The organism is Pseudarthrobacter sp. S9 (assembly GCF_050156545.1).
Taxonomy (GTDB): domain Bacteria; phylum Actinomycetota; class Actinomycetes; order Actinomycetales; family Micrococcaceae; genus Arthrobacter.
Map to the genome: position 1 here is coordinate 3,701,955 of NZ_CP189576.1, position 23,120 is coordinate 3,725,074.

The following is a 23,120-nucleotide window of genomic DNA, read 5'->3' on the forward strand; positions in this document are numbered from 1 at the left end:
TTACCTCAGACCCCTACGTTCGTTGAAGGTACAAAAAGTACCCAACTTCTTGTTGGCGGACCGGCTGGAGGGGTCTCTGCGCTGCCTTCTCGCCACCAAGCACGCTGCACTGCAGCACGAAAAATTGGGGGAACGGGGTAGTGCCTGCAGAATGCGAAGTCGTACCCGATACGGCCGCACAGCCGCCGTCTGTCTTGCCGCAGGAGCCGGGACTGATGGGCGTCTTCGGCGAAATGCGAAAAGCCCTGTGGCATTTGAGATCCGGTGGCACGGCTCAGCTTCAAAAGTGGAGACTGCGTCAGAAGGCGGAACCGGGCCTCTTTGATCCGCAAAACATCAAGGGCTCAGAGGGCGAATGGGCGGGTCGGGGACGAAACCGTCAGTTGCAGTTCAGGCCGTACGAATCTTCCCGACCGGGACCGCGGCGCATGGATCTGAACGTGGGGGTGATTCTTGATGATTTCTCGCGGACCGCTTTTTCGTTCGAATGGAATCTACTCGAACTGCGCAGGGAGCTGTGGCGTGATCAGCTTGGCCGAACTCGGATTGATTTCTTGTTCGTGGAGTCTGCATGGAACGGGAATTCCGGATCCTGGCAATATCAGCTCGCGGGTGCGTCTGGCCCGGGCATAGAGCTTGTCCGCCTAGTGGAGTGGTGCCGCGATCGCGGAATGCCGACCGTCTTCTGGAATAAGGAAGACCCTCCCCACTACGAAGACTTTCTTCCGGCAGCAAAGTTGTTTGACCACGTCCTTACGAGTGATTCGGACCGCATTCCTGACTACATGAGGGATTTGGGCCATGACAGGGTTGGCACCCTTCCTTTTGCCGCGCAGCCAGCTATTCACAACCCTGTCCGGCCGGGCCACGGATGGCACTCGCGCGGTGTGGCTTTCGCGGGGATGTATTTCGCCCATAAGTACCCACTGCGACGCGCCCAGATGGACATGCTCCTGGGCGCGGCTATGACAGAAGCAAGAACGGGCGGCGCCGAGCTGGAAATATTCTCCCGCCAGCTGGGCGGCGACAAGAAATACCAGTTCCCGGAGCCGTTTGACAAGCATGTAGTGGGCACATTGAGTTACGCCCAGATGCTGACCGCATACCGTGCGTACAAGGCCTTTTTGAATGTCAATTCCGTGATCGAATCGCCCAGCATGTGTGCCCGCCGGATATTTGAGATCACGGCCTCGGGCACACCAGTCGTCTCGACGCCAAGCGCGGCGATATCGCTGTTCTTCGAGGACGATGAGGTTCTGCTTGCCCCAGCGAAGCCTGAGGCGGAAAACATGCTGCGGATGTTGACATCCAACGCAGAATTCAATGCACGCGTCGTCCATAAGGCCCAGCGCCGAATCTGGGGAGAGCACACTTACGCGCACCGGGCAGAATCCGTCGTGCGGGCGATCGCGCCGGGGCGACGCCGGCCGGTCAACCTTCCCTCGGTCAGTGCTTTGGTGAGCACAATTCGTCCGCAACAGCTGAGCCATATATTTCAGACCGTAGGGAGCCAGGACGGCGTGGATCTGGAGCTCGTTCTGCTGACTCACGGTTTTGTGGCCGCCGAGGGTCAGCTGGCTGATCTGGCCCACGCCCACGGCGTTGCGAAGTACACAGTACTGGTCGCCCCGGACACCCTGACCCTCGGTGAGTGCCTCAACTTGTGCGTTGAAGCATCGGCAGGGGCGGTGCTCACAAAGATGGACGACGACGACTATTACGCGCCTAACTACCTTGTTGATTTGCTGCATGCGCTCACTTACTCCGGCGCGGATGTGGTTGGGAAGCAATCCCACTACATGCATTTCCTTTCCAGCCGAGCCACGATGCTCCGCGCTGCAGACAAGGAGCACCGGTTCAGCGGGCTTGTCATGGGGCCAACCATTACTGCACGACGGGAGGTCTTCGAGGCGCACCCATTTGAGGCGCTGAGCCGTGGTGAGGACACCGCCTTCCTCACCTCAGTCGCGGCAGCCAACGGCTCCATATACTCGGCCGACAGGTTCAACTACTGCCAGATGGGCTTCGGAGCAGGGCATAACCGGGCCGTATCGGATGACGAACTCGCAGCGAGCGGCAAGATTCAACTTTTCGGAAATCCACGTGAACACATCACTCTTTGATTGGGGACAATAGATTGACAAACATCCAGACCATCGCCGTGATTGGACTTGGGTACATCGGGCTGCCCACAGCCGCGATCTTGGCGACCAACGGACTTGACGTCATCGGCGTTGACGTCAGTCAGGGGACTGTGGACGCTGTGAACGATGGGCGTGTCCCGTTTGTTGAGCCAGATCTGGGGATCCACGTTGCCGGAGCCGTCAGCCAAGGCCGGCTCAAGGCCACCACCGAGACGCCGGCTGCAGATGCCTACATTGTTGCCGTTCCAACGCCGTTCAAGTCGGATAAGAGTGCTGACCTGAGCTATATCGAGGCGGCCGCACGCGGCATCGCGCCCCTGCTGCAGGGTGGCGAACTGATCATCCTGGAATCGACTTCACCTCCGGGGGCAACTCGCCACCTGGGCGAGTACATCATCTCGCTCCGGCCGGACTTGTCTCTGGACGGCGCCAGGGGCAGACCTGCGATTCTATTGGCCCACTGCCCTGAGCGCGTATTGCCCGGCAAAGTCATGATCGAGCTTGTTACCAACGACAGAATTGTTGGAGGCATCACCAGCCAAGCGGCGGATCTCGCGAAGGACCTATATTCGGTGTTCTGCCAGGGGGAGATACTGGTCACCGACGACGTAACAGCGGAAATGGCCAAACTAGTGGAAAATGCCTACCGCGACGTCAATATTGCATTCGCGAATGAACTCTCGGTAATCAGTGAAAAGTTGGACATCGACGTCTGGGAGCTGATCAGACTGGCAAATCACCACCCACGTGTCGACATCCTGCAGCCGGGACCTGGTGTCGGTGGGCACTGCATCGCAGTAGATCCTTGGTTCATCGTGGCTGCAGCACCTGCAGAGTCTCGTTTGATCAGGACGGCTCGGACCGTCAACGACGACAAGCCTCGTTGGGTCTTGAACCAGGTGCACGGTGCATTTGCTACGCTGCCCAAGAATTCCGAGATTGCTGTCCTTGGACTTGCGTTCAAGGCAAATATTGACGACCTGCGTGAGTCGCCCGCCATTGAAATTGCTCATGCCATTGCCGAATCGCTGCCTGCCACACAGGTTAACGTAGCTGAGCCCCACATCGATAGCTTGCCCCAGCGCCTTCAGGGTCGGGACAACGTCCAGCTGGTAACCCTGGAGGAAGCCGTGAGCCGGTCCTCTCTAGTGGTTGTGCTTGTTGACCATGACGCCGTTAGTGCACTACCCCCGGAGGTCCTTGCAGGTAAGCTCCTCGTCGACACCAGAGGGGTCTTCAGCTCATGATTCCTCGCTTCCTTCAGACAATACGCGCAGCCTTCAAGAGTCGAGGAGTCATTGCGATGGCCCTATGCGGGACCGTCGCGCTACTCGGTGGATCTCTTTACTTTTCAGTCGGGCACCTGGCCTTCGCTGTTCTGTCCCTCGCATTATTCACCCTCATGGCGGTGACGGCCTTTTCGCAACTAGTCAGTATGCGGTGGGTGCAGGAAACCGAAGCCAGAAAGTCTAAATCGCGCTTCCGAGAGCTACGCGACATGCTAGGCGGAATTTCTACGTCGGTTCAACAGATTCCGGAAACGAGAGTTACCTCGGCGGAGAAGAATCCGCCGGTCGTGTCTCCCGGGGTGGTTCCATCTTCTGGCCCAGTAATCGGCCGACTTGCGGCCGCTGTAACGGATGACAGGCACCGTCAGTCCAAAATTCTTGGCTATCTCGGGGTACCTCCGACGGCGCCATGGGGCGGCCGGATCGTTTACTCGATCCTAGGCAAGGAGCTATACCGCTACCTGGGCGATGCACACGCGCTTGAATCCCTGCGTCCGAGCACGATAGCCGCTCAGATCGCCAACGGGAGTGGATCCGCGCTGATCGTCGACGACAGCGCATTCTCCTCGGGAAGCTGGTTCGGAGCCGATTCCGCAGCGGGGACCTTGCTGGCAAATGAAATACTCCAGGCGTTGGCTGAGTGCCGGTCCCAGGGGATACCGGTCTATTTTGTCAGAACACGACGAGAGCCCAACATCTACACCGCGGAATTCGAAGCTGCATCGGATGTTGTATTTTCGGATCGTTCATCCATGGATGAGTGGACCGAAGACTACAAATTTGGCCTGCTCAATTCGCTGGAAACTTTTGTCAAGATGAATAAAGGGGCACTCGTTGGATCGCACTGACACAACCAGGTCAACGCGTACGGTCCTCCTATACGGAGACGTCGACCTTAATATCATCGACGGATCCGCCATCTGGCTTGTCTCCATGGCCGAAGCGTTGGCACTTACGGGCGCCGAGGTCTGCGTACTCCTCAAGACCGCGGTCACGAAGACGCGACTGCTTGACCGGATTGCGGATCTACCCGGAGTGGAAATCGTGCAGCCTCACGCAACCGCGGACGTTGAGGCACTGAAGCCTCGACATGCAGCCCAGCGCATGGCCGAACTTGACGCCGAGAGGTCGTTCGACGTGGTGATCGCCCGTGGCACGCAGGTAGCGACGAACGTCGCGAACTCCAAAGTCCTCGGTCCCAAATCGTGGCTCTACATCACTGACATCGCACATCCCAGCTCTCGGCTTTCTGAAGACAATCTCGCGATGCTGAGGCGGACCGTCGGACAATGCCGGCGTTTCTTCGTGCAGACTGAGGCCGCACGTTCGTACGTTGAAGCGACGATTCCAGAGGCTGCCGGAAAGACGCTGGTCCTCACGCCAATGGTGCCAGATGAATACTTTGAGCTGCGGGGAAGTTTCCCGACTACCGGAACGAAACTGAGCGCCGTCTACTCCGGCAAGTTCGCCAAGAAGTGGCGCACTCTTGAGATGTGCTCCCTCCCAGCTTCGGCCGAAGAGAACAATCTTCCCTTGGCATTGACTATGATCGGCGACAAGTTCCAGGATGATCCCCAAGACCCCTCATGGTCGGTCTCTATGGAGGATGCCATAGCCTTGCCCCACATCGACTGGTTGGGTGGGATGTCGCGTGATCAGGCCGCATTGGAGATCAGTAGGCACGATGTCGGATTGAGCTGGCGTGATGGAACCATGGACGCTAGTCTCGAAATTTCGACCAAAGTGCTCGAATACGCTGCGCTCGGGGTACCGCCCATGGTGAACCGAAATGCGCAGCATCTCGAGCTTTTCGGTGCCGACTACCCTCTGTATGTCGATGACGATTCGACGGAGAGCGTTGTAAACACTCTTCTGAAGGCTAGGGAAACCCTGGCAGAGTTGAAAGAGGAAGTAAGTAAGCGTGTCCGGCGGTATTCGATTTCATCCTCTGCAAACCGGCTGAAAGCCTATTTCGAGCGGTCCGAGGGCGACTACCTCCGCAGTCCTCGAGCTAAGCAGAAGACCAGGGTGCTGATTGCCGGTCACGATCTTAAGTTTGCAGGGGAGCTCGTTTCCGTGCTCGAGGCCAGAGACGACATCGAACTTGCTTTCGACCACTGGAAGACACTGCATCACCACGATGTCAAGGAGTCCGAACGACTCAGGGACTGGGCCGATGTCATAATCTGTGAATGGTGCGGACCCAACGCCGTTTGGTACTCGAATAACAAACGGCTGAGACAGAGGCTCATTGTGCGCCTTCATATGTTCGAGCTCAACGGTCCCTGGATGAAGAATGTGGCCGCTGAAAACATTGACTCCCTAATCTGCGTTTCGCGGCTCTACGTGGAGCGCACCCTCGAAAGTACTGCTTGGACCAATACTCCCTTCCGGGTCATTCCGAATGCAATCGACCTAATTGACCTCCGCAGACCCAAGGAACCGGATCACCGATTCCGTTTGGGCCTCGTGGGCATTGTTCCGATGCGCAAGCGCCTGGATAGAGCGCTCGACTTGCTGGAGCAATTACTGGACGAGGACTCCCGATACACGCTGCATGTACGTGGAAGAATGCCCTGGGAGTATCCATACGAGTGGAAGAAGCCGCTTCAAAGGGAGGCCTACTTAGAAATCTTTGAACGAATCGGAAGGTCCCCAGCGCTTCGAGATGCCGTGGTCTTCGAACCATTCGGCCCGGACATGGCGACCTGGATGCGCAAGATTGGCTATATCCTGTCCCCCAGCTCGGACGAAAGCTTCCATCTTGCCCCCGCTGAGGGGATGGCGTCAGGTGCAATACCGCTGTTCTGGCAAAGGCCCGGAGTGGATGAAATCTTCAGCAATCGCTGGACACGCGAGACCACGTCTCAAGTTCGGGCGTTCGTCTCCGCCCTCAACAGTTCTCCGGAAGCGCATGCGGAAGAGTCCCTGGCTGCCGCTGAATACGTCCGGCGATTCGATATGCGATCCACAGGCGAGCAGTGGCTGGAGGAGATATTTAGTAGATGAAGTCTCAGCCTGGATTGTCTGCGACTAGGCAGCGGCAGCCCGGGGCTCCGTTGTCAGGCCGCCGCGGTAGCGTAGGGCTGTGCCTGAAACTCCGCTGCCTGAATCCACACTGCCTGAAACTCCGCTGCCTGAATCCACACTGACCGTTGCCGGACTCTCCGAGTCCGGGCTCCTGGAACGCATCTTCCCCCGCCTCAACCGCGGCTCCGCCGGCACGACGTCCCTGCTGCTGGGGCCGGGGGACGACGCCGCGATCGTCGCGGCGCCGGACGGGCGGACCGTGTTCAGCATCGACACCCAGGTGGCGGACCAGGACTTCCGGCTGGAGTGGAACAACGGTTACCGTACCAGCGGTTACGACGTCGGCTGGAAAGCCGCCGCACAGAACCTCAGCGACATCAACGCCATGGGGGCCCGCTCCACGGCCCTCGTGGTTAGCCTGACGATGCCCCAGGAGACCCTGGTCTCCTGGGTGGAGGACTTCGCGGACGGGCTCACGGCCGGCATCCGCGAACTGGGGGCCCCGGACTGCGCAGTGGCAGGCGGCGACCTCGGCCGGGGACGCGAACTGGCCGTGAGCGTGTCGATCCTGGGGACCCTTGACGGACGGGAGCCCGTGCTCCGCTCCGGCGCCCGGCCGGGGGACACCGTGGCCCTGGCCGGCACCGTCGGCCGCGCCGCCGCGGGACTGGCCCTGCTGGAGTCCAGCACCAGCTTCCAGGCACTGAGCGGGGAACAGCGCGCCCTGATGGACACCCAATGCCGCCCGCGGCCTCCGCTCGCCGCCGGCCCCCTGGCCCGCGAGGAAGGCGCCTCGGCCATGATGGACATCTCGGACGGCCTGGTGCGCGACGGAAACCGGCTGGCCGCGGCCAGCCACGCCGTGCTCAACCTGGACGCCGCCGCCCTGAAGGAACTGACGGTGCCGCTGCTTCCGGCGTCGGACCTCCTGGGAACGGATCCGATGGCCTGGGTCCTCGGCGGCGGCGAGGACCACGGACTGCTCGCCACATTCCCTGCAGGGCCTAAGCTACCTGCCGGTTTCACTGCGATAGGCTCGGTAGAGGCCCCTGCACCAACGGAAAGCACGGGAGTAAAGATCGCGGGCAGGCCCGCTGACGCTGTGGGATGGGATCACTTTGCAGACTAAGATTGCCGCCAACGCGCAAGCGATGAAGCGGTGGTTGGGCAAGGCGGAGACAACGCTCGGAAACCACAGCGACCGCCTGAACGCCATCAACATCTTTCCCGTCGCCGACGGCGACACCGGCACCAACCTCTACCTGACCGTCCGCGCCGCAGCCCACGCTTTCACCGGGACGGACGCTGGCGACGTCGGCGCCGTCCTGGCACAGGCCGGCCGGGCCGCGATGGAACAGGCCCGCGGCAACTCCGGGACCCTCTTTGCCGTATTCCTCTGTGCCGCCGCCGAGCCGCTGGCCGGCCATGCACGGCTGAGCTCCCCGCTTCTGGCCGCAGCCCTGAACCGCGCCCAGATCCGGGCCTGGTCCGCGCTGAGCGAGCCGGTGCCCGGCACGATGCTCTCCGTCATGGAAGCCGCCGCCCGGGCCGCGGCCGACGTGGACTCGGCGCACGACGGCGACGACAGCAACCACGCCCTCGGCCTGGCCCTGGATGCCGCCGTCGAGGCCGCCCTGGCCGCCGTGATCCGCACCGAAGACCAGCTCGCTGCCCTGCACGCCGCCCACGTGGTAGATGCGGGCGGCGTTGGCATGCTCCTTATCCTCGACTGCCTACGGTCCGCCGTGCTGGGCGAAGAACTCCAGGACGAGCTCCTGGACGGCCTGCACGGCTATGACGTCCAGGACCCGCATATCCACGCCGACATGCCCAGGGACGACGGCGTGGAGGTCATGTTCACCATCGCGCTCTCCCCGCTGGACGCCGCCACGATGCGCCAGCGGCTCGACGAAATGGGCGACTCCGTGATCATGAGCCAGGTGGGCGGCGCTGCGGACGCTGCCGGCCATTTCCGCTGGCGCGTCCACGTCCATGTGCTGGACCCCGAGCCCGCCTTGGCCCTGATCCGTTCCCTCGGCGAACCCATGGACATTTCCGTGAGCGAGCTCGCCGTGCCCCGTGATCCGGACGTTCCTGCCCCCGGGGTGCCGGCTTTTGCTGTGCCGGATGCTGATGCGCGGAACCCCGACGGACATGAACGCTGAACTTGAACTCGCCCTGGAACGCCGGATCGGCAAGCGTTCCGCTGCTGTCATTGAAAAGCACCTCGGCATCACCACCGTCGGCGGCCTGCTGAACTATTTCCCCCGCCGCTACCTCAGCCGCGGCGAGCTGACCCCCATCAGCGAGGTCCCGCTGGATGAGGAAGTGACCCTCATTGCCCGCGTGATCTCCAACAGCACCCGGCCCATGCGCGCCCGGCGGGGTTCCCTCACCGACGTCGTGATCTCCGACGACGCCGGCGGCGGGAGTGCCACACGCCCGGGCGCCGGCATGCCGGGCACCCTGAAGGTCAGCTTCTTCAACGGCTTCCGGGCCAAGGCCGAGCTCCAGCCCGGCCGCCGCGCCATGTTCTCCGGAAAGGTGACGCGGTACGGCGGCTCGCTGGGCCTGACCAACCCCGACTTCCTGCTGCTGGACGAGGACCCCGACACCCCGGGGATGGACCCGGAAAAACTGGCGGCCATGCCCATCCCGGTCTACCCGGCCACGGCCAAACTCACCAGCTGGTCCATCCAGAAGGTGATCTCGACGCTCCTGGACACCGTTGACCTGGAAACCCTCGGCGACCCGCTGCCCGCGGAGATCGCGGCGCGGGAAAAGTTTCTGCCCGTTGCGGAGGCCTACCGGCTGATCCACGCCCCGCAGGCACCGGGGGACTGGCAGCGCGCCCGGGACCGCTTCCGGTATATGGAAGCCCTGGTGCTCCAGTCCGCCCTCGCCCGGCGGCGCGCGCAGCTCGCCGCCGAGGAAGCCACGGCCCGCCGGCCGGCTGCCGACGGCCTGCTGACGGCCTTCGACCGCCAGCTGCCGTTCACCCTGACCGCCGGCCAGGCCGCCGTCGGCAAGACGCTGTCCGAGGAGCTTGCCCAGGACTCGCCGATGAACCGGCTCCTGCAGGGCGAAGTGGGGTCCGGCAAGACGATCGTGGCCCTGCGCGCCATGCTGCAGGTGGTGGACGCCGGGGGACAGGCGGCCCTGCTGGCACCCACCGAGGTCCTCGCCGCCCAGCACTTCGAATCGATCCGCCGCACCCTCGGCCCGCTGTCCCGGGACGGGATGCTCGGCGGCCTCGGGCCGGACGCCGTCCAGGTCACGCTGCTCACCGGCTCGATGCCCACCGCGGCCCGGAAACAGGCCATGCTGGACGCGGCCTCCGGGACGGCCGGGATCGTGATCGGCACCCACGCCCTGCTGAGCGAAAACGTCTCCTTCTACGACCTCGGGCTAATCGTGGTGGACGAACAGCACCGGTTCGGCGTGGAACAGCGCGACGTCCTGAGGTCCAAGGCCAGCAAGCCGCCGCACCTGCTGGTCATGACCGCCACCCCGATCCCCAGGACCGTGGCGATGACCGTGTTCGGCGACCTCGAAACGTCCGTGCTGGATGAGCTCCCGGCCGGCAGGGCACCGATTTCCACCCACGTCGTAGGCCTTGCCGAACACCCTGCCTGGGCCACGCGCATCTGGTCCCGTTCCAGGGAAGAGATCGACGCCGGCCACCAGGTTTACGTCGTCTGCCCCAAGATCGGCACGGACGACGACGGCGACTTCAGCCCGGGCGAGGCCGAACCGTCCGCCGCGGACCTGGAAGGGGACAACGGCTCCCGGGAGCTGGCGTCCGTCACCGGCGTCGTCGAACAGCTCCGGGACGAACCGGCCCTGGCCGGCGTGCCTGTGGCACCCCTGCACGGCCGGCAGGACCCCGCCCTCAAGTCCGGGACCATGGCCTCGTTCACCGCCAATGAGACCAAACTGCTGGTCTCCACCACGGTGATCGAAGTGGGCGTGGACGTCCACAACGCCACCCTCATGGTGATCCTCGACGCCGACCGCTTCGGCATCTCCCAGCTCCACCAGCTGCGCGGCCGGGTGGGCCGCGGCGGGCTGCCCGGGACCTGCCTCCTGGTGACCACCCTGGAACCGGGCCACCCGAGCCGGCGCCGCCTCGACGCGGTGGCGGCCACCACCGACGGCTTCGAACTGTCCCAGGAGGACCTCAAGCTGCGCCGCGAGGGCGACATCCTGGGCGCCTCGCAGTCGGGCGGCCGGTCCACGCTGAAGCTGCTTCGCGTGCTCGAACACGAGGACGTGATTGCCCGGGCCCGGCAGGACGCCCAGCGGATCGTGGCGGCCGATCCCTCGCTGGCCGGCCACCCAAGGCTCGCGGCGGCCATTGACGAATACCTGAACCCTGAGAAGGAGGCGTTCCTTGAACGCGGCTAGCACCACACGCACGGGACCCGGCGCATGAGCCGCATCATTTCCGGCGCCGCGGGCGGAAGCCCGCTGGTCAGCGTGCCCGGCACCATGACGCGGCCCACCACAGACCGGGTCAAGGAAGCGCTGTTCTCCCGGCTGGACGCCTTCGACGTGATCTCCGGCGCCCGGGTGCTGGATCTCTATGCGGGCTCGGGCTCGCTGGGCGTGGAGAGCGGCAGCCGCGGCGCCGGCTCCGTGGACCTGGTGGAATTCGATGCCAAGGCCAGCGCCGTGTGCCAGCGGAACGCGGACCTCGTCAACACGGTGGCGCGCCGCAAGGTGGTCTCCGTGCACCGCTCGAAGGTCGAATCGTTCCTGGAACGGACCGTGGAGGGCATCCGGTGGGACCTCGTCTTCCTGGACCCGCCCTACCCCCTGGACGAGCCGGCACTGGCCGCCGTCCTGGCGAAGCTCGCCCCGCACCTCGCGGCGGGCGCCGTCGTCGTGGTGGAGCGCTCGTCCCGGACCCCCGAGCCCGACTGGCCCGAGGGCATGGAGCGGTTTGCCGAGAAGAAGTACGGGGAAACCCGGCTGTGGTACGCCGAACCCGGCGCGGAGCCTGGCACTGACGACGAGCCGCCGCCAGACGCCTGACCGACTTCAAGAATCACGCGGCAACCGCGCTACGCCCCACGAACCCAGACTCTCCCGACTCCATGGCCGCTTCACACTGGGCGACGCGGGCTTGACTCGCGGATTATCAAGTCAGGCTTAAATACCGTTTTTGCATTTCGGGCAGCAGCGGCCACCCCGGAGACGCTTTCCATGACCATCTCCACGATCGTTGCAGTCATTTGGTCCACTGGCTGGCGAACAGAGGTCAGCGCAGGATGTGCAAGAAAAGAAACGCCGATGTCATCGAAGCCGATGACTCGGAAGTCCTCAGGGATGCGGTAGCCGCGCGCTTGTACTCCGGCAATGACGCCCAGAGCAATGACATCAGCCGCGGTCACGATTGACCCGGCGGCGATACCCTGATCGATCAGTTCGTGGGCAGCGTTCTGTCCCCATTCGAAGCTGAAGGATCCAAGGAGGGATTTGGCACCGGGCATTGCCTTTTTGAACGCGGCCAGCCGTTCGTGACCTGATCAATGGCTACCTAACCGCATACGGGAAGCTTCAGTCGTTCATCGTGACCCTCGCCGCCCTGATTGCGGTGCGTGGCGTTGCGCTATTGATCACACAGGGCTACAGCACGCCCATCGAGGTCGACTGGCTGCTCATCATCGGCCAGGGCCAGTTCCTCGGTTTGTACACCCCGACATGGATAGCTATTGCGACGGTGCTTGTTGGCTGGTATGTCTTCACCCAAACCCGGTTTGGACGCTATGTCGTGGCCGTCGGCTCCAACGCCGAAGCATTGCGCCGGTCCGGCGTCGACATCCGGCGATTACAGATGTGGGCTCTCGCCCTGACCGGCCTGTTTGCGGCCGTGGCAGGTGTCCTTGTTGCGACTCGCCTCGCCAGCGGCTCTTCGAATTCAGGAACGGGGTTCGAACTGGAAGTGATCACGGCGGTGGTGCTCGGTGGCACCAGCTTGATGGGTGGACGAGGCTCCATAGTTGGCAGCATGATCGGGGCGATGACGCTCGGGATCATTGCCAACGGGCTTGTTCTGCTCCGGGTTGACGTTTACTGGGTGCCCATCACTCAGGGGATTATCCTCATCGTCGCGATCCTCCTCAATAGCAACGTTGTCAGTCGCATCGTTGGACGTATCCGGTGACGCGGGTTGCCACAGTTCGAGGACCCGTGGATAGCGCAGAACTTGGAATCTGTCTGACGCACGAACACATACTCAACGACGTAACATCCTGGTGGCAGCCCACCACTTCAACCGGGCTCGACGCCGGCAGCTTTGCCGCTGAGAAAGTACGTACCGAAAACCTTTGGGATCTAAAATACGACCCATTCGGCAATCGTGACAACTGTAGGCTGGACGACCCGGAAATGGCCGTCGAGGAGATCCGCAGATTCGCGGATCTCGGGGGACGAACGATTATCGACGCGACCTCGGTGGGTATTGGACGGGATCTCCGCCGTCTGAAGCAAATTAGCGTCAGTGCCGACGTTCACATCGTGGCGGGGTCCGGCTTCTATCTGGAAGGCTCGCATCCTGAAAGTATCGCCGAGACTTCCGCCGAAGACCTGGCCGAGCTCATCATCGCCGACATCCGCGATGGCGAAGACGGGATCCGGCCGGGAATCATCGGCGAAATCGGGGTGAGCGACCAGTTCACTCAGGCAGAACGCACCAGCCTCATCGCGGCTTGTCTCGCCCAGCGCGCCACCATGCTACCGATGCAGGTGCACCTTCCCGGCTGGTTTCGCCTAGGCGATGAAGTATTGGATCTCGTAGAACACTACGGTGTTGACCCGCGAGTAGTCGTGCTCTGCCACATGGGGCCTTCGGGCCACGACCAGGCGTATCAGCAGCGACTGGCCGCCCGGGGCGCCTGGATCCAATACGACATGATCGGAGCAGAGCTGTACTACGCCGACCAAGGTTCCCAATGCCCGTCAGATGATGACAACGCCAGAAACATCGCCTCTCTTCTGGACGCGGGGTACGGCGACCGCGTTTTGATCTCATCCGATATTTTCCTGAAGAGCCTGCTGCGCCGCTATGGCGGGCCTGGTTACGGACACATCCTTCAGTACTTCGTCTCCCGGCTTAAACGGCTTGGAATTTCATCTGATTCCATCAGACAGCTAATGGTCAAGAACTCCCAATCCCTTTTTGATAACTGTGAGGAATGGTAAATGGTCCGCATACTTCTAGCCGGTGAGTCCTGGGTATCTCAGGCTACCCACTACAAGGGTTTTGACAGCTTCACGAGCGTCACCTTCCACTCCGGAGCCGACGACTACATCGCCGCGCTTGGGCGTTAGGGAATCAGGGTGGAGCACATGTGCGCCCACGACGTGCCGGAACGGTTCCCCGCGGACCTGGAAGCGCTCAACGCCTACGACGTCATCATCCTCTCGGACATAGGCGCCAACTCATTTCTACTGCCGCAGGAAACTTGGCTGCATGGCAGATCGAGCACCAACCGGCTGCGAAACCTGTGTGACTGGCTGCGAGGTGGGGGTGCGCTGATGATGGCCGGAGGCTATCTGAGCTTTCAGGGGTTCCAGGCCAGGGCCAACTTCGCCCGGAGTCCCTTGGCGGACATCCTGCCAGTGACAATGAGCGACTACGACGACAGAGTCGAAGTTCCCGAGGGTGTGTTCCCGATTCTAGAAGCCCCGGACCACGCGGTCGGACGTGCATGGAGGCAGAACGCGCCCGCCCTACTGGGCTACAACCGCGTGGTCGCCAAACCGGAGGCTCAGGTCGTGGCCACTGTCAACGGCGACGTCCTCATCGCCACGGCCGAATATGGCTCCGGCAGGTCGCTAGTCTGGACCAGCGATATCGGCCCGCACCGGTGCCCCACTGGATTTATTCAATGGCCAGGGTTCGATGGGCTCATGGCTTCTATGGTGCGGTGGCTCAACAAAGATGAGGCTGTGCAATGAGCAATGACACGGCGCCCATTCCCATCATTCTTGACTGTGATCCGGGACATGACGACGCCATTGCAATTCTTCTGGCCGTCCAATCGCCCCGCATTGACTTGCTGGCGGTCACAACCACGTTCGGGAACTGCTCGATCGATGACGCCACACGGAACGCTTTGAGAATTCTGACACTGGCCGGCGCTACGACTACGCCCGTCGCGCGCGGCGCCGCGGGCTCCTTGGCCGGCATGAGCGAGTTAGGGAACTATGTCCATGGGGTCAGCGGTCTGGACGGGCCGGAAATGCCCGAACCGGGTTTCGCGCCGTCTGAAAAGTCGGCCGTCGAGCTGATGCAGGGCGTACTCGAATCGTCAGACCACCCGGTCACCATCGTGGCCACCGGCCCCACTACCAACGTGGCGGCGCTGATCCAACAACACCCTGAGGTAGTGCACAAAGTCGCCGAAATTATCTTCATGGGAGGGTCGACTGAGCGCGGAAACCACACGCCGACCGCCGAGTTCAACACGTATGCAGATCCTGAGGCTCTCGACACCGTCATCAATTCTGGAATACCGGTCAGGATGGTCGGACTCAATCTGACCCACCAAGCTTTGGCCACCCCGGAGATCGTTGCACGGATGCAAGCGATGCCCCACCCAATCGGGCATATCTGCGGAGAGTGGATGGGCTTCTTCGGTTCCTCATACCGCGCGGTTTGGAGCTTTGATTCGCCGCCGGTCCACGACCCGTGCACGGTAGCTGCGTTGATCGAACCCGACCTGATCGCCTGGCAGGAGTGCTTCCTTGCTGTCGAAACAAAGGGTGAATGGACTCGAGGCACCACAATCGTCGACCTGCACAACAGATATGAGCGGCCGCCCAACGCGAGCGTGGCGATGAAGTTGGATACCGCTAGGTACTGGGATCTCGTCCTAGACGCAATAGACAAGCTGGGCCAAGGGCGGTGAACCTCCCACAACGCCTCGGGACGTCTGTATCGTGGGTTCGGTCAACGTTGACACCACGTTCAGGCTGCCTCACATGCCACGGCCGGGGGAGACCATCCTGACCCTTCGAAAAAGTGTCGGCGCCGGAGGCAAGGGAGCCAACCAGGCAGTGGCCGCTGCAGCACTGGGGAGCACCGTCGCGTTTCTCTCGTGCGTCGGTAAGGACCCTGATGGAATATTCGTCCTGGATGTTCTTGAGGCGCGAGGGGTTCCGGTTACGAATGTCCGGGTCGTGGCCGAGGCCGCGACCGGCACGGCCACGATCCTGGTGGATCCTGGTGGATCCCGGTGGAGAGAACGTCATCATCGTGGACCAGGGGGCCAATGCCCACGTAAATGCCGCGGACGTTGAGACCTATTTGCGCTCAACCAGCCCTCCCGTTGTGATGGCACAACTTGAGATCGGCCTGGACTCAGTCCTCGCTGCCGCCAAGGGCAGCAAAGGATTGTTCATTCTCAACCCTGCACCGATGACCGCAGACACATCGGATCTCGCCGAGATCCTGGGCCACACGGACATCCTCGTTCCCAACCGGACGGAACTGGGACGCTTGGCGAAGACCCAGACTCCGGTGACCATATCGGATGTTGACCACTGCGTCGCCGAGATGGACTTCGCCGGGCACGTCATTGTCACCTCGGTAGCGATGGCGTGGCGGTCTACGAGTCGGGAAAGGCCAGGGCCGCTTCGTTGTTTCCTTCCGTGCAAGTCGAATCTGTCGACACCAGCGGTGCAGGCGACGCGTTCTGCGGCGCCCTCGGACATGAATTAGCGGCCGGACATGACCTGCTCACGGCGGTTTCCCGCGCGAACCGCTTCGCGGCATGGAGCACCACGGTTCACGGGGCACAGATCATTGGCTACCCTGCAGTCGCTCACCCTACTGAAATGAGGTAGCCGGTCACGCCCAGCGACTCCGCGTCGGCATCACGCCGAAATATCGGAGCGTCACCCGTCTCATTTGGCTGTCAGGCGTCTAAATCCGCAACCACTCCGTGCAGCGCAAGGCCGGTTGTCATGACATTTTCGTCGAAGAGAACGTCGTTGGAATGATTGAAGGAGGGCGTTGAACCTACCTTGGCGCCGAGATAGACCATTGCACCGGGCCATTTGTGGAGAAAGTAGGCAAAGTCCTCAATGACCATTGAGGGCTCTTCCATCCTTTCCAGCCGGGGGCCGAGCCCCTGCGATTCGAGCGCCTGCACGAAGGCGTCAATGAAGGAATCATCGCCAACGACTGCAGGGTATCCCTCCATGATGGTGACCCCATGGCGAACGTGACGTGCAGTCGCCGCAGCCGCCGCCACTCGCCTAAGTTCTTCGTGCAATCGCTTCCGCTGCTCAAGACTGTCCGTGCGCAGCGTGCCCCGCAGAGTTCCAACCGTGGGTATGACATTAACTGCGTTGCCAGATAGGAACTCTGTCACCGTCGCGACCAGTTTCTCCGTCGCCCCAAGCTTTTCCACCATAGCGGACAGGCCTAGCACAAAATCCGCGGCCGCCTCAATGGGGTTGCCGGCCAGGTGCGGCGCGCTGGCGTGCCCGCCCGCTCCCGAAAAGTTCACTTTGAACCAGTCACCGTGCACCATAAAAGTCCCGTGGCGGTAGGCCACTGCGCCGCTATCCAGGACGGCGTTGACGTGGATAGCAAATGCGCTGGCCTCGTCCCCCAGTTGAAGATTCTGGTGTTTAAGCACCTCAAGCGCGCCGCGGTCGGACTCCTCGCCCGGTTGAAAAGCGAGGACCACATCGTGGCGCGGGGGATGTGACAGGAACATCTCTGCCGCACCGAGAAGCATCGCCATGTGCAGGTCGTGGCCACAAGCGTGCATGGCGCCGCTGAACTCAGATGAGTACGGCAGCGCAGTTTTCTCCTCAAGAGGCAGAGCATCCATGTCGGCTCGCAGGATTCGAACCCGACCACTTCGTGCCGTGCCGCGGATACGCACGGTGACACCCCCGGCCGCATGACTTTCCGGTTCCAGACCCAGTGATTCGAGCGCTGAATCGAGATAACGATGGGTCTCTGGCAATTCCAGGCCGACCTCCGGGCGAGAGTGCAAGTGACGCCTGTGCTCGACCATCCTCGGCAGGTAGGGCTTCGCTTGTTCTACCATCAGCGGAGAGTTCTTCCACCCCACTACCGACCTCCCGTCGTTCATCTTCCACGGAGTTTATCGCGCTTGCTGGCTGCACCAGTAGCCAGCAGCGTCCTACCCTGCCCGAACCGCCACCCGCCCGCAGCCTGCTCAACCGGAGGCTCCAGCCCAACCGGGTCACCCCCATATCTCTAGCCGTCAGTCGGACAACACGTCCAAACCCGCGCCGGAGAGCACCTTCGCCGGATGCGGACCGCGGGCCAAGAGCGAGGCTGTCCACACCTCGGGCCACGGGGCCTGCGTCCCGGTCAGGATGATGTTCCCGGGATACCGTCCGGTGAACATGCCGGCGTCGGCGAAGGCCGACACATCCGTCATGGCCCGGCGCAGGGCGGCCACCTGGCTCCGGACCAGGGTCAGCCCGGGTTCGTCGCCCACGTTGACGATCAGCACGCCGCGCGGGGTCAGCCTGGCCGCGGCCTCCCGGTAGAAGTCGGTGCAGGCGATGTGCTCCGGAGCCTCGGGCCCGGAGAAGATGTCCAGGATCACGACGTCGAAGCGCAGTTCCGCCGGAAGCCCGGCCAGGGCCTCGCGGGCGTCCCCGATCAGGGTGTGCAGCTCCGTGCCTTCGGGCAGGGGCAGCTGCTGCAGCACGAAGTCCAGCAGTTCCCGTTCCAGCTCCACGGCGTACTGGACGGAGCCGGGCCGGGTGGCCTGGATGTAGCGGGCCAGCGTCAGGGCACCGGCCCCGAGGTGCAGCGCGCTGATCGGCTCGCCCCATGGCGCCGCGAGGTCCACCACATGGCCGATCCTGCGCAGGTATTCATAGAAGATGTCCCCGGGATCCGCCAGGTTCACGTGGGACTGCTCCGCCCCGCCGATGCTCAGCACAAAGCCGCCGTCGGTAAAGGGATCGGGTTCGATCGTGGCGTGCTGTCCCGTGGTCCGCAGGAACCGCGACGCGCCCGGCGGCTGCGCCACCCTCAGAGCCTGTCGCGCAGGGTCGCGAGCCGCGCGGCGGCTTCTTCCAGGACATGCGTCTTCTTGCAGAACGCGAAGCGCAGCAGGCTGCGGGTGCGCTCGGCGCCCTCGGGGTGGCAGAAGACCGGCACGGGGATCGCGGCGACGCCCACCAGCCCCGGCAGCCTGCGGGCCAGGTCCACGGAATCGGTGATCCCGAGGGGTGAGGTGTCCACATTCACGAAGTACGTCCCCTGCGGCGTGAAGACGTCCAGCCCGGCCGCGCGCAGCCCCTCACTGAGGATGTCGCGTTTGTACCGGAGCGTATCGCCGATGCCGGCGTAGAACTCGTCCGGCAGGCCCAGGCCCACGGCGATGGCGGCCTGGAACGGCGTGCCGGAGCTGTAGCTCAGGAACTGTTTGACGGTCCGGGCGGCGGCCACGAGGTGTTCCGGTCCGCTGAGCCAGCCGATCTTCCAGCCGGTGAAGGAAAAGGTCTTGCCGGCGGAGGAGATCGTCAGCGTGCGGTCGGCCGCGCCCGGCAGCGTGGCCACCGGGACATGCCGCACGCCGAAGGTGAGGTGTTCGTAGACCTCATCGGTGATGATGACGGCGTCGTACCGGACGGCAAGGTCGACGACGCGCTGAAGCACCTCGCGGGGGAACACCGCTCCCGTGGGGTTGTGCGGATTGTTGACCAGCACCACCTTGGTGCGGCGGCTGAAGGCTGCCTCGAGCGCGGCCAGGTCCGGCATGAAGTCCGGGGCCAGGAGCGGGGCCGTGACATGCGTGGCTCCGGAGAGCCCGATGATGGCGCCGTAGGAGTCGTAGAACGGCTCGAAGGTGAGGACCTCGTCGCCGGGGCCGACGAGGGCGAGCAGCGAGGCGGCGATGGCCTCGGTGGCGCCGGTGGTAACGATGATCTCGGTCTGCGGGTCCGGGGCCAGCCCGTAGAACCGCTGCTGGTGGAGGGCGATCGCCTCCCTCAGCCCCAGGATGCCCTTGCCGGGCGCATACTGGTTGGCGCCCGCCGCGATGGCCGCCTGGGCGGCCTCCTTGATCTCGACCGGGCCGTCCTCATCCGGGAAGCCCTGGCCGAGGTTGATGGCGCCCGTCGTGAGGGCGAGCGTGGTCATCTCCTCGAAGATGGTGACGCCGAGGGAGCCGTCGGCGGAGAGGAGGTTGGCGCCCGTCGCGGCGCGCTGCCAGGGGAACTGGACGGGGCCGGTCACCGGGTGCCCGCCTTGTCGCTGCGGCCGGCGTACTTGTCCATGGATGCTGACATTCAGCCATGTTATCCCGGCCCGCGGCGCGGATACGGTAGGTTCGGAGCATGAGACGCGCCGTATGCCCTGGCTCCTTCGACCCCATCCACAATGGCCACCTCGAAGTCATTGCCCGGGCCGCCGGCCTCTTCGACGAGGTCATCGTGGGGGTCTCCACGAACTACGGCAAGAAATACCGTTTCAGCCTTGAGGAGCGGATCGACATGGCCAAGGAAACTTTCGCCTCCCTGCGCGGCATCGTGGTGGAACCCGTGGGGGAGGGGCTACTGGCCGAGTACTGCCGGCAGCGGGGTGTGTCCGCGATCGTCAAGGGCCTGCGCTCGTCCTCGGACTTCGACTACGAGCTGCCGATGGCCACAATGAACCGGCAGCTGAGCGGCGTCGAAACGGTGTTCCTGCCCGCGGAAAGCCACTACCTGCACTTGTCTTCCACGCTCATCAAGGAAGTGTTCACCCTGGGCGGGAACGTCTCGGATTTTGTTCCGCGCGCCGTGCTGAAACGGCTGGTCTAGGGCGAGCCGGTCCAGGATCAGCCGCGCAAAGGGTAAGCTTGACCGGTACTCGGCGGCCTGCTGCCGGTTGCGCGGCCCGAATCGGGGCTGGTTTGCGCGGCTGTTCCGCGGTCCTGCCGCCCGGTTTGAGTCCGTCCGGAAGTTCAGGCTAAGATAGTACGTCGGTCATATGTTCAACAGGAGTTCTCATTAAACGAGATGCTAGTTCGCCCCTGGCGTTCGACGTCAAGGACCTCGGACGCAGTCCGGGAAGCATGCGGACGCTGAAGGAACATGTACCCGCACCAGGCGATCTTGGTGTGGCGCTCATTGGCGTGCAGGAAGGCTCGGAAGTCGAGCTGGACCTGCGGCTGGAGGCCGTACACGAAGGAATTCTGGTATCAGGGACCGCAAACGTCGAAGTGACTGGCGAATGCGGTCGATGCCTGGATCCCCTTGCGTATGACCAAGAGGTCGATGTGCAAGAACTTTTCTTCTACGAGGACGCTGTGTTCTCTGACGGAGAAGACGAAGAAGAGCAACGTCGAGTCGAGCACGATCTGATCGATCTTGAGCCGGTGTTGCGGGACGCAGTTGTAACCATGCTGCCGTTCCAGCCGGTGTGCCGGGAAGACTGCCAGGGCCTTTGCTCCGAATGCGGAGTACGCCTGGAAGACGAGCCGGGGCATCACCACGAGGTCGTAGACCCTCGCTGGGCTGCCCTAGCCGACTTGGCTAAGCCTGACCGGCAAAACTGATTTGTAAGTGTTGGACTAGAGAGAAATGAGTTAGCCGTGGCTGTTCCCAAGCGGAAAATGTCTCGCTCGAATACCCGCGCCCGCCGCTCCCAGTGGAAGGCAACCGCCCCTCACCTGGTGAAGACCGTAGAGAACGGCCAGGTTGTTTACAGCCTGCCGCACCAGGCAAAGGTCGTTACCGACTCGGCTGGCACTGCGCTGTTCCTTGAGTACAAGGGCCGCAAGGTCGCAGACGTCTAATCTGCCAACAGGCTGAATAAGATGTCTTCAACTGAAGAGCTTCTGAAGCGTCTCGGTGTCAGTATTGACGCCGGGACGCTTCGTCTTGCGCTCACACACCGTTCCTATGCCTACGAAAACGGCGGCATACCCACCAACGAACGGCTCGAGTTCCTGGGCGACTCCATTCTGGGGTTCTCCGTAACTGACGCGCTGTACCGTGACAACCCCACGCTGCCCGAAGGGGACCTGGCCAAGCGCCGCTCCGCCGTCGTCAGCACCCGGGCGCTGGCAGGCATCGGCCGCAGCATCGGGCTGGGCGACTACATCTACCTCGGACAGGGCGAGAAGCTCACCGAAGGCAAGAACAAGGCGTCCATCCTGGCGGACACCATGGAGGCGCTGATCGGCGCCACCTATGTGTCCAACGACATCGAGACGGCCCGCCAGCTGGTCATGCGGCTGATCGGGCCGCTGCTCCAGGACGCCGCCGCCCTCGGCGCCGGGACCGACTGGAAGACGAGCATCCAGGAGCTGGCCGCCAGCCGGCAGATGGGAACCATCAACTATGCGGTTGACGGTTCCGGTCCGGACCACGCACGGACCTTCGAAGCCGTGCTGCGGATCGGCGGCGCCGACTACGGCACCGGCTCGGGCAACTCGAAGAAGGAAGCCGAACAAGAAGCCGCCGCCGACGCCTGGCGCCGGCTCACAGTCCCGGCGTCGAACACCCAGACCGGCAGCTAGGCACGCCTCTTGCCTGAACTGCCCGAGGTCGAAGTCGTCCGGCGCGGCCTGGTCAGCTGGGTGCGGGGCCGGACCATCACGTCTGTTGACGTGGTGGATCCGCGCTCCCTCCGCCGGCATGCCCTGGGTCCCGAGGACTTTGCCGGCAACCTGGAAGGCGCCCGGGTGCTGGATGTGGTGCGCCGCGGCAAGTTCCTGTGGATGCCGCTGGCGGACACGCCCGCCGGCGCCGAGGCTCCGTTCGCGCCTTCCGTGGCGGCTCCCGCCTCCGCAGCGGCGCCCGCCGTGGCGCTCATGGCGCACCTCGGCATGTCGGGGCAGCTGCTCATGCAGGACAGCAGCGTCCCGGACGAGAAGCACCTGAAGGTCCGGCTGCGCCTCAGCCTGGCCGCCGGCATGCCGGAACAGCTCCGGTTCGTGGACCAGCGCATCTTCGGCGGACTGTTCCTCACCTCCCTCATCCCCACCGCCGACGGCGGGCCCGGCGGACTCGCCGAAACGCCCCTGCCGCTGATCGCCGAGGAAGCCTCCCACATCGCCCGGGACCCGCTGGACCCGTACTTTTCCTTCGATGACTTCTACCGGCGCCTCCGGGCCCGGAAGACCGGACTCAAGCGGGCCCTGCTGGACCAGGGCCTGGTCTCGGGGATCGGCAACATCTACGCGGACGAGGCCCTCTGGAAGGCACGGCTGCACTATGCCCGGCCCACGGACACCCTGCGCCGCGCAGACGCCCTGAGGCTGCTCGACGCCGCCCGCGAGGTTATGGCGGATGCCCTCGCCGCCGGCGGCACCAGCTTCGATTCGCTCTACGTCAACGTCAACGGCGCCTCCGGATACTTCGACCGCTCCCTCAACGCCTACGGCCGCGAAGGCCTGGAGTGCACACGCTGCGCCGCCGCCGGCCTCGTGAGCCTGCTCAAGCGGGAACAGTTCATGAACCGCTCCTCCTACACCTGCCCCGTCTGCCAGCCCCGGCCCCGCAACGGCCGCTGGTGATCCCGGCCCGCCCGGGTCCCTCCGGCGGCGCTCCCTCACCCGGTTGTCCTATCACTTGTGGTCCCCAAACGCCTGGTTTGGCTGCCACAAGTGATAGGGCAACCGGCGTTTAGAGATATGAGGGGGATCGTCTAAATCCG

21 protein-coding genes and 2 pseudogenes are annotated in these 23,120 nt (G+C 63.3%); 19 read left to right on the top strand and 4 right to left on the bottom strand.

Features of this window, described 5'->3' with window-relative positions; translation table 11 throughout:
• Positions 1-215: 215 nt before the first annotated feature.
• The 8 genes from ACQCSY_RS17750 to rsmD all read left to right on the top strand — a co-directional run bounded on the left by ACQCSY_RS17750 (position 216) and on the right by rsmD (position 11,500).
• Entirely contained in the window at positions 216-2,123 is a 1,908-nt protein-coding gene (locus ACQCSY_RS17750) for a glycosyltransferase family protein (RefSeq protein ID WP_427130818.1), read from the top strand.
• A gap of 14 nt (positions 2,124-2,137) precedes the next feature.
• Complete coding sequence (gene wecC, locus ACQCSY_RS17755) at positions 2,138-3,391, top strand: UDP-N-acetyl-D-mannosamine dehydrogenase (RefSeq protein ID WP_427130820.1); 1,254 nt, start codon at positions 2,138-2,140, stop codon at positions 3,389-3,391.
• Positions 3,392-3,588: 197 nt separating this feature from the next.
• Positions 3,589-4,281, top strand: coding sequence for a hypothetical protein (locus ACQCSY_RS17760; protein ID WP_427130822.1), 693 nt, complete (start codon positions 3,589-3,591; stop codon positions 4,279-4,281).
• Positions 4,268-6,442 carry a glycosyltransferase gene (locus ACQCSY_RS17765; protein ID WP_427130824.1) on the top strand — a complete coding sequence of 725 codons (2,175 nt, stop codon included), beginning with the start codon at positions 4,268-4,270 and terminating at the stop codon, positions 6,440-6,442. Before ACQCSY_RS17760 ends, ACQCSY_RS17765 begins: the two co-directional genes overlap by 14 nt.
• Positions 6,443-6,566: 124 nt before the next feature.
• A complete protein-coding gene (locus tag ACQCSY_RS17770) occupies positions 6,567-7,592 on the top strand; it encodes a thiamine-phosphate kinase (protein WP_427135915.1) in 1,026 nt (341 codons plus the stop codon).
• Positions 7,593-7,614: 22 nt separating this feature from the next.
• Positions 7,615-8,628: a DAK2 domain-containing protein gene (locus ACQCSY_RS17775; RefSeq protein ID WP_427135917.1), complete on the top strand. Its 1,014-nt coding sequence runs from the start codon at positions 7,615-7,617 to the stop codon at positions 8,626-8,628.
• Positions 8,618-10,870: an ATP-dependent DNA helicase RecG gene (locus ACQCSY_RS17780; protein ID WP_427130826.1), complete on the top strand. Its 2,253-nt coding sequence runs from the start codon at positions 8,618-8,620 to the stop codon at positions 10,868-10,870. Before ACQCSY_RS17775 ends, ACQCSY_RS17780 begins: the two co-directional genes overlap by 11 nt.
• A gap of 24 nt (positions 10,871-10,894) precedes the next feature.
• A complete protein-coding gene (gene rsmD, locus ACQCSY_RS17785) occupies positions 10,895-11,500 on the top strand; it encodes a 16S rRNA (guanine(966)-N(2))-methyltransferase RsmD (RefSeq protein WP_427130828.1) in 606 nt (201 codons plus the stop codon).
• Positions 11,501-11,571: 71 nt separating this feature from the next.
• Here rsmD and ACQCSY_RS17790 read toward each other — a convergent pair whose 3' ends face one another.
• Positions 11,572-11,979: a substrate-binding domain-containing protein gene (locus tag ACQCSY_RS17790; RefSeq protein ID WP_427135919.1), complete on the bottom strand. Its 408-nt coding sequence runs from the start codon at positions 11,977-11,979 to the stop codon at positions 11,572-11,574.
• 14 nt (positions 11,980-11,993) lie between these two features.
• Between ACQCSY_RS17790 and ACQCSY_RS17795 the strand changes: the two genes are divergently transcribed.
• The 6 genes and pseudogenes from ACQCSY_RS17795 (at position 11,994) to ACQCSY_RS17820 (ending at position 16,318) form a co-directional block, all read left to right on the top strand.
• A complete protein-coding gene (locus tag ACQCSY_RS17795; protein WP_427135921.1) occupies positions 11,994-12,632 on the top strand; it encodes an ABC transporter permease in 639 nt (212 codons plus the stop codon).
• 26 nt (positions 12,633-12,658) lie between these two features.
• A complete protein-coding gene (locus ACQCSY_RS17800) occupies positions 12,659-13,669 on the top strand; it encodes a phosphotriesterase family protein (RefSeq protein ID WP_427130830.1) in 1,011 nt (336 codons plus the stop codon).
• A pseudogene (locus ACQCSY_RS17805) lies at positions 13,670-14,428 on the top strand (glutamine amidotransferase).
• Positions 14,425-15,381 (top strand): nucleoside hydrolase, encoded by a 957-nt coding sequence (locus tag ACQCSY_RS17810; RefSeq protein ID WP_427130832.1) that lies wholly within the window; start codon positions 14,425-14,427, stop codon positions 15,379-15,381. The pseudogene ACQCSY_RS17805 and the gene ACQCSY_RS17810 overlap by 4 nt, the downstream one beginning before the upstream one ends.
• A 31-nt stretch (positions 15,382-15,412) precedes the next feature.
• Positions 15,413-15,772: a PfkB family carbohydrate kinase gene (locus ACQCSY_RS17815; RefSeq protein ID WP_427130834.1), complete on the top strand. Its 360-nt coding sequence runs from the start codon at positions 15,413-15,415 to the stop codon at positions 15,770-15,772.
• Positions 15,729-16,318: pseudogene (locus ACQCSY_RS17820) on the top strand (PfkB family carbohydrate kinase). The gene ACQCSY_RS17815 and the pseudogene ACQCSY_RS17820 overlap by 44 nt, the downstream one beginning before the upstream one ends.
• Before the next feature lie 71 nt (positions 16,319-16,389).
• On the opposite strand, the gene ACQCSY_RS17825 reads toward ACQCSY_RS17820, so the two are convergent.
• The 3 genes from ACQCSY_RS17825 to ACQCSY_RS17835 all read right to left on the bottom strand — a co-directional run bounded on the left by ACQCSY_RS17825 (position 16,390) and on the right by ACQCSY_RS17835 (position 19,712).
• Positions 16,390-17,538 carry a M20 metallopeptidase family protein gene (locus ACQCSY_RS17825; protein ID WP_427130836.1) on the bottom strand — a complete coding sequence of 383 codons (1,149 nt, stop codon included), beginning with the start codon at positions 17,536-17,538 and terminating at the stop codon, positions 16,390-16,392.
• 180 nt (positions 17,539-17,718) lie between these two features.
• Positions 17,719-18,501 (bottom strand): spermidine synthase, encoded by a 783-nt coding sequence (locus ACQCSY_RS17830; RefSeq protein WP_427130838.1) that lies wholly within the window; start codon positions 18,499-18,501, stop codon positions 17,719-17,721.
• Between the two features lie 2 nt (positions 18,502-18,503).
• Positions 18,504-19,712: an aminotransferase class I/II-fold pyridoxal phosphate-dependent enzyme gene (locus ACQCSY_RS17835; RefSeq protein ID WP_427130840.1), complete on the bottom strand. Its 1,209-nt coding sequence runs from the start codon at positions 19,710-19,712 to the stop codon at positions 18,504-18,506.
• Between the two features lie 101 nt (positions 19,713-19,813).
• On the opposite strand from ACQCSY_RS17835, the gene coaD reads away from it, so the two are divergent.
• From coaD to mutM, 5 genes are all read left to right on the top strand, one after another.
• Positions 19,814-20,278 carry a pantetheine-phosphate adenylyltransferase gene (gene coaD, locus ACQCSY_RS17840; RefSeq protein ID WP_427130841.1) on the top strand — a complete coding sequence of 155 codons (465 nt, stop codon included), beginning with the start codon at positions 19,814-19,816 and terminating at the stop codon, positions 20,276-20,278.
• A gap of 212 nt (positions 20,279-20,490) precedes the next feature.
• Positions 20,491-21,015 carry a YceD family protein gene (locus ACQCSY_RS17845; RefSeq protein WP_427135923.1) on the top strand — a complete coding sequence of 175 codons (525 nt, stop codon included), beginning with the start codon at positions 20,491-20,493 and terminating at the stop codon, positions 21,013-21,015.
• Positions 21,016-21,051: 36 nt separating this feature from the next.
• Positions 21,052-21,255 carry a 50S ribosomal protein L32 gene (gene rpmF, locus ACQCSY_RS17850; protein ID WP_056738282.1) on the top strand — a complete coding sequence of 68 codons (204 nt, stop codon included), beginning with the start codon at positions 21,052-21,054 and terminating at the stop codon, positions 21,253-21,255.
• 21 nt (positions 21,256-21,276) lie between these two features.
• A complete protein-coding gene (gene rnc, locus ACQCSY_RS17855; protein WP_427130843.1) occupies positions 21,277-21,981 on the top strand; it encodes a ribonuclease III in 705 nt (234 codons plus the stop codon).
• A 9-nt stretch (positions 21,982-21,990) separates the two neighbouring features.
• Positions 21,991-22,980, top strand: coding sequence for a bifunctional DNA-formamidopyrimidine glycosylase/DNA-(apurinic or apyrimidinic site) lyase (mutM, locus tag ACQCSY_RS17860; protein ID WP_427130845.1), 990 nt, complete (start codon positions 21,991-21,993; stop codon positions 22,978-22,980).
• Positions 22,981-23,120: the final 140 nt, after the last annotated feature.

Bases quoted from the DNA above. Each gene is read 5' to 3' on its own strand.
- ACQCSY_RS17780 (WP_427130826.1), top strand. From the start codon at position 8,618: ATGAACGCTGAACTTGAACTCGCCCTGGAACGCCGGATCGGCAAGCGT.
- rnc (WP_427130843.1), top strand. From the start codon at position 21,277: ATGTCTTCAACTGAAGAGCTTCTGAAGCGTCTCGGTGTCAGTATTGAC.
- ACQCSY_RS17750 (WP_427130818.1), top strand. From the start codon at position 216: ATGGGCGTCTTCGGCGAAATGCGAAAAGCCCTGTGGCATTTGAGATCC.
- coaD (WP_427130841.1), top strand. From the start codon at position 19,814: ATGAGACGCGCCGTATGCCCTGGCTCCTTCGACCCCATCCACAATGGC.
- ACQCSY_RS17810 (WP_427130832.1), top strand. From the start codon at position 14,425: ATGAGCAATGACACGGCGCCCATTCCCATCATTCTTGACTGTGATCCG.
- rsmD (WP_427130828.1), top strand. From the start codon at position 10,895: ATGAGCCGCATCATTTCCGGCGCCGCGGGCGGAAGCCCGCTGGTCAGC.
- ACQCSY_RS17825 (WP_427130836.1), bottom strand. From the start codon at position 17,538: ATGGTAGAACAAGCGAAGCCCTACCTGCCGAGGATGGTCGAGCACAGG.
- ACQCSY_RS17775 (WP_427135917.1), top strand. From the start codon at position 7,615: ATGAAGCGGTGGTTGGGCAAGGCGGAGACAACGCTCGGAAACCACAGC.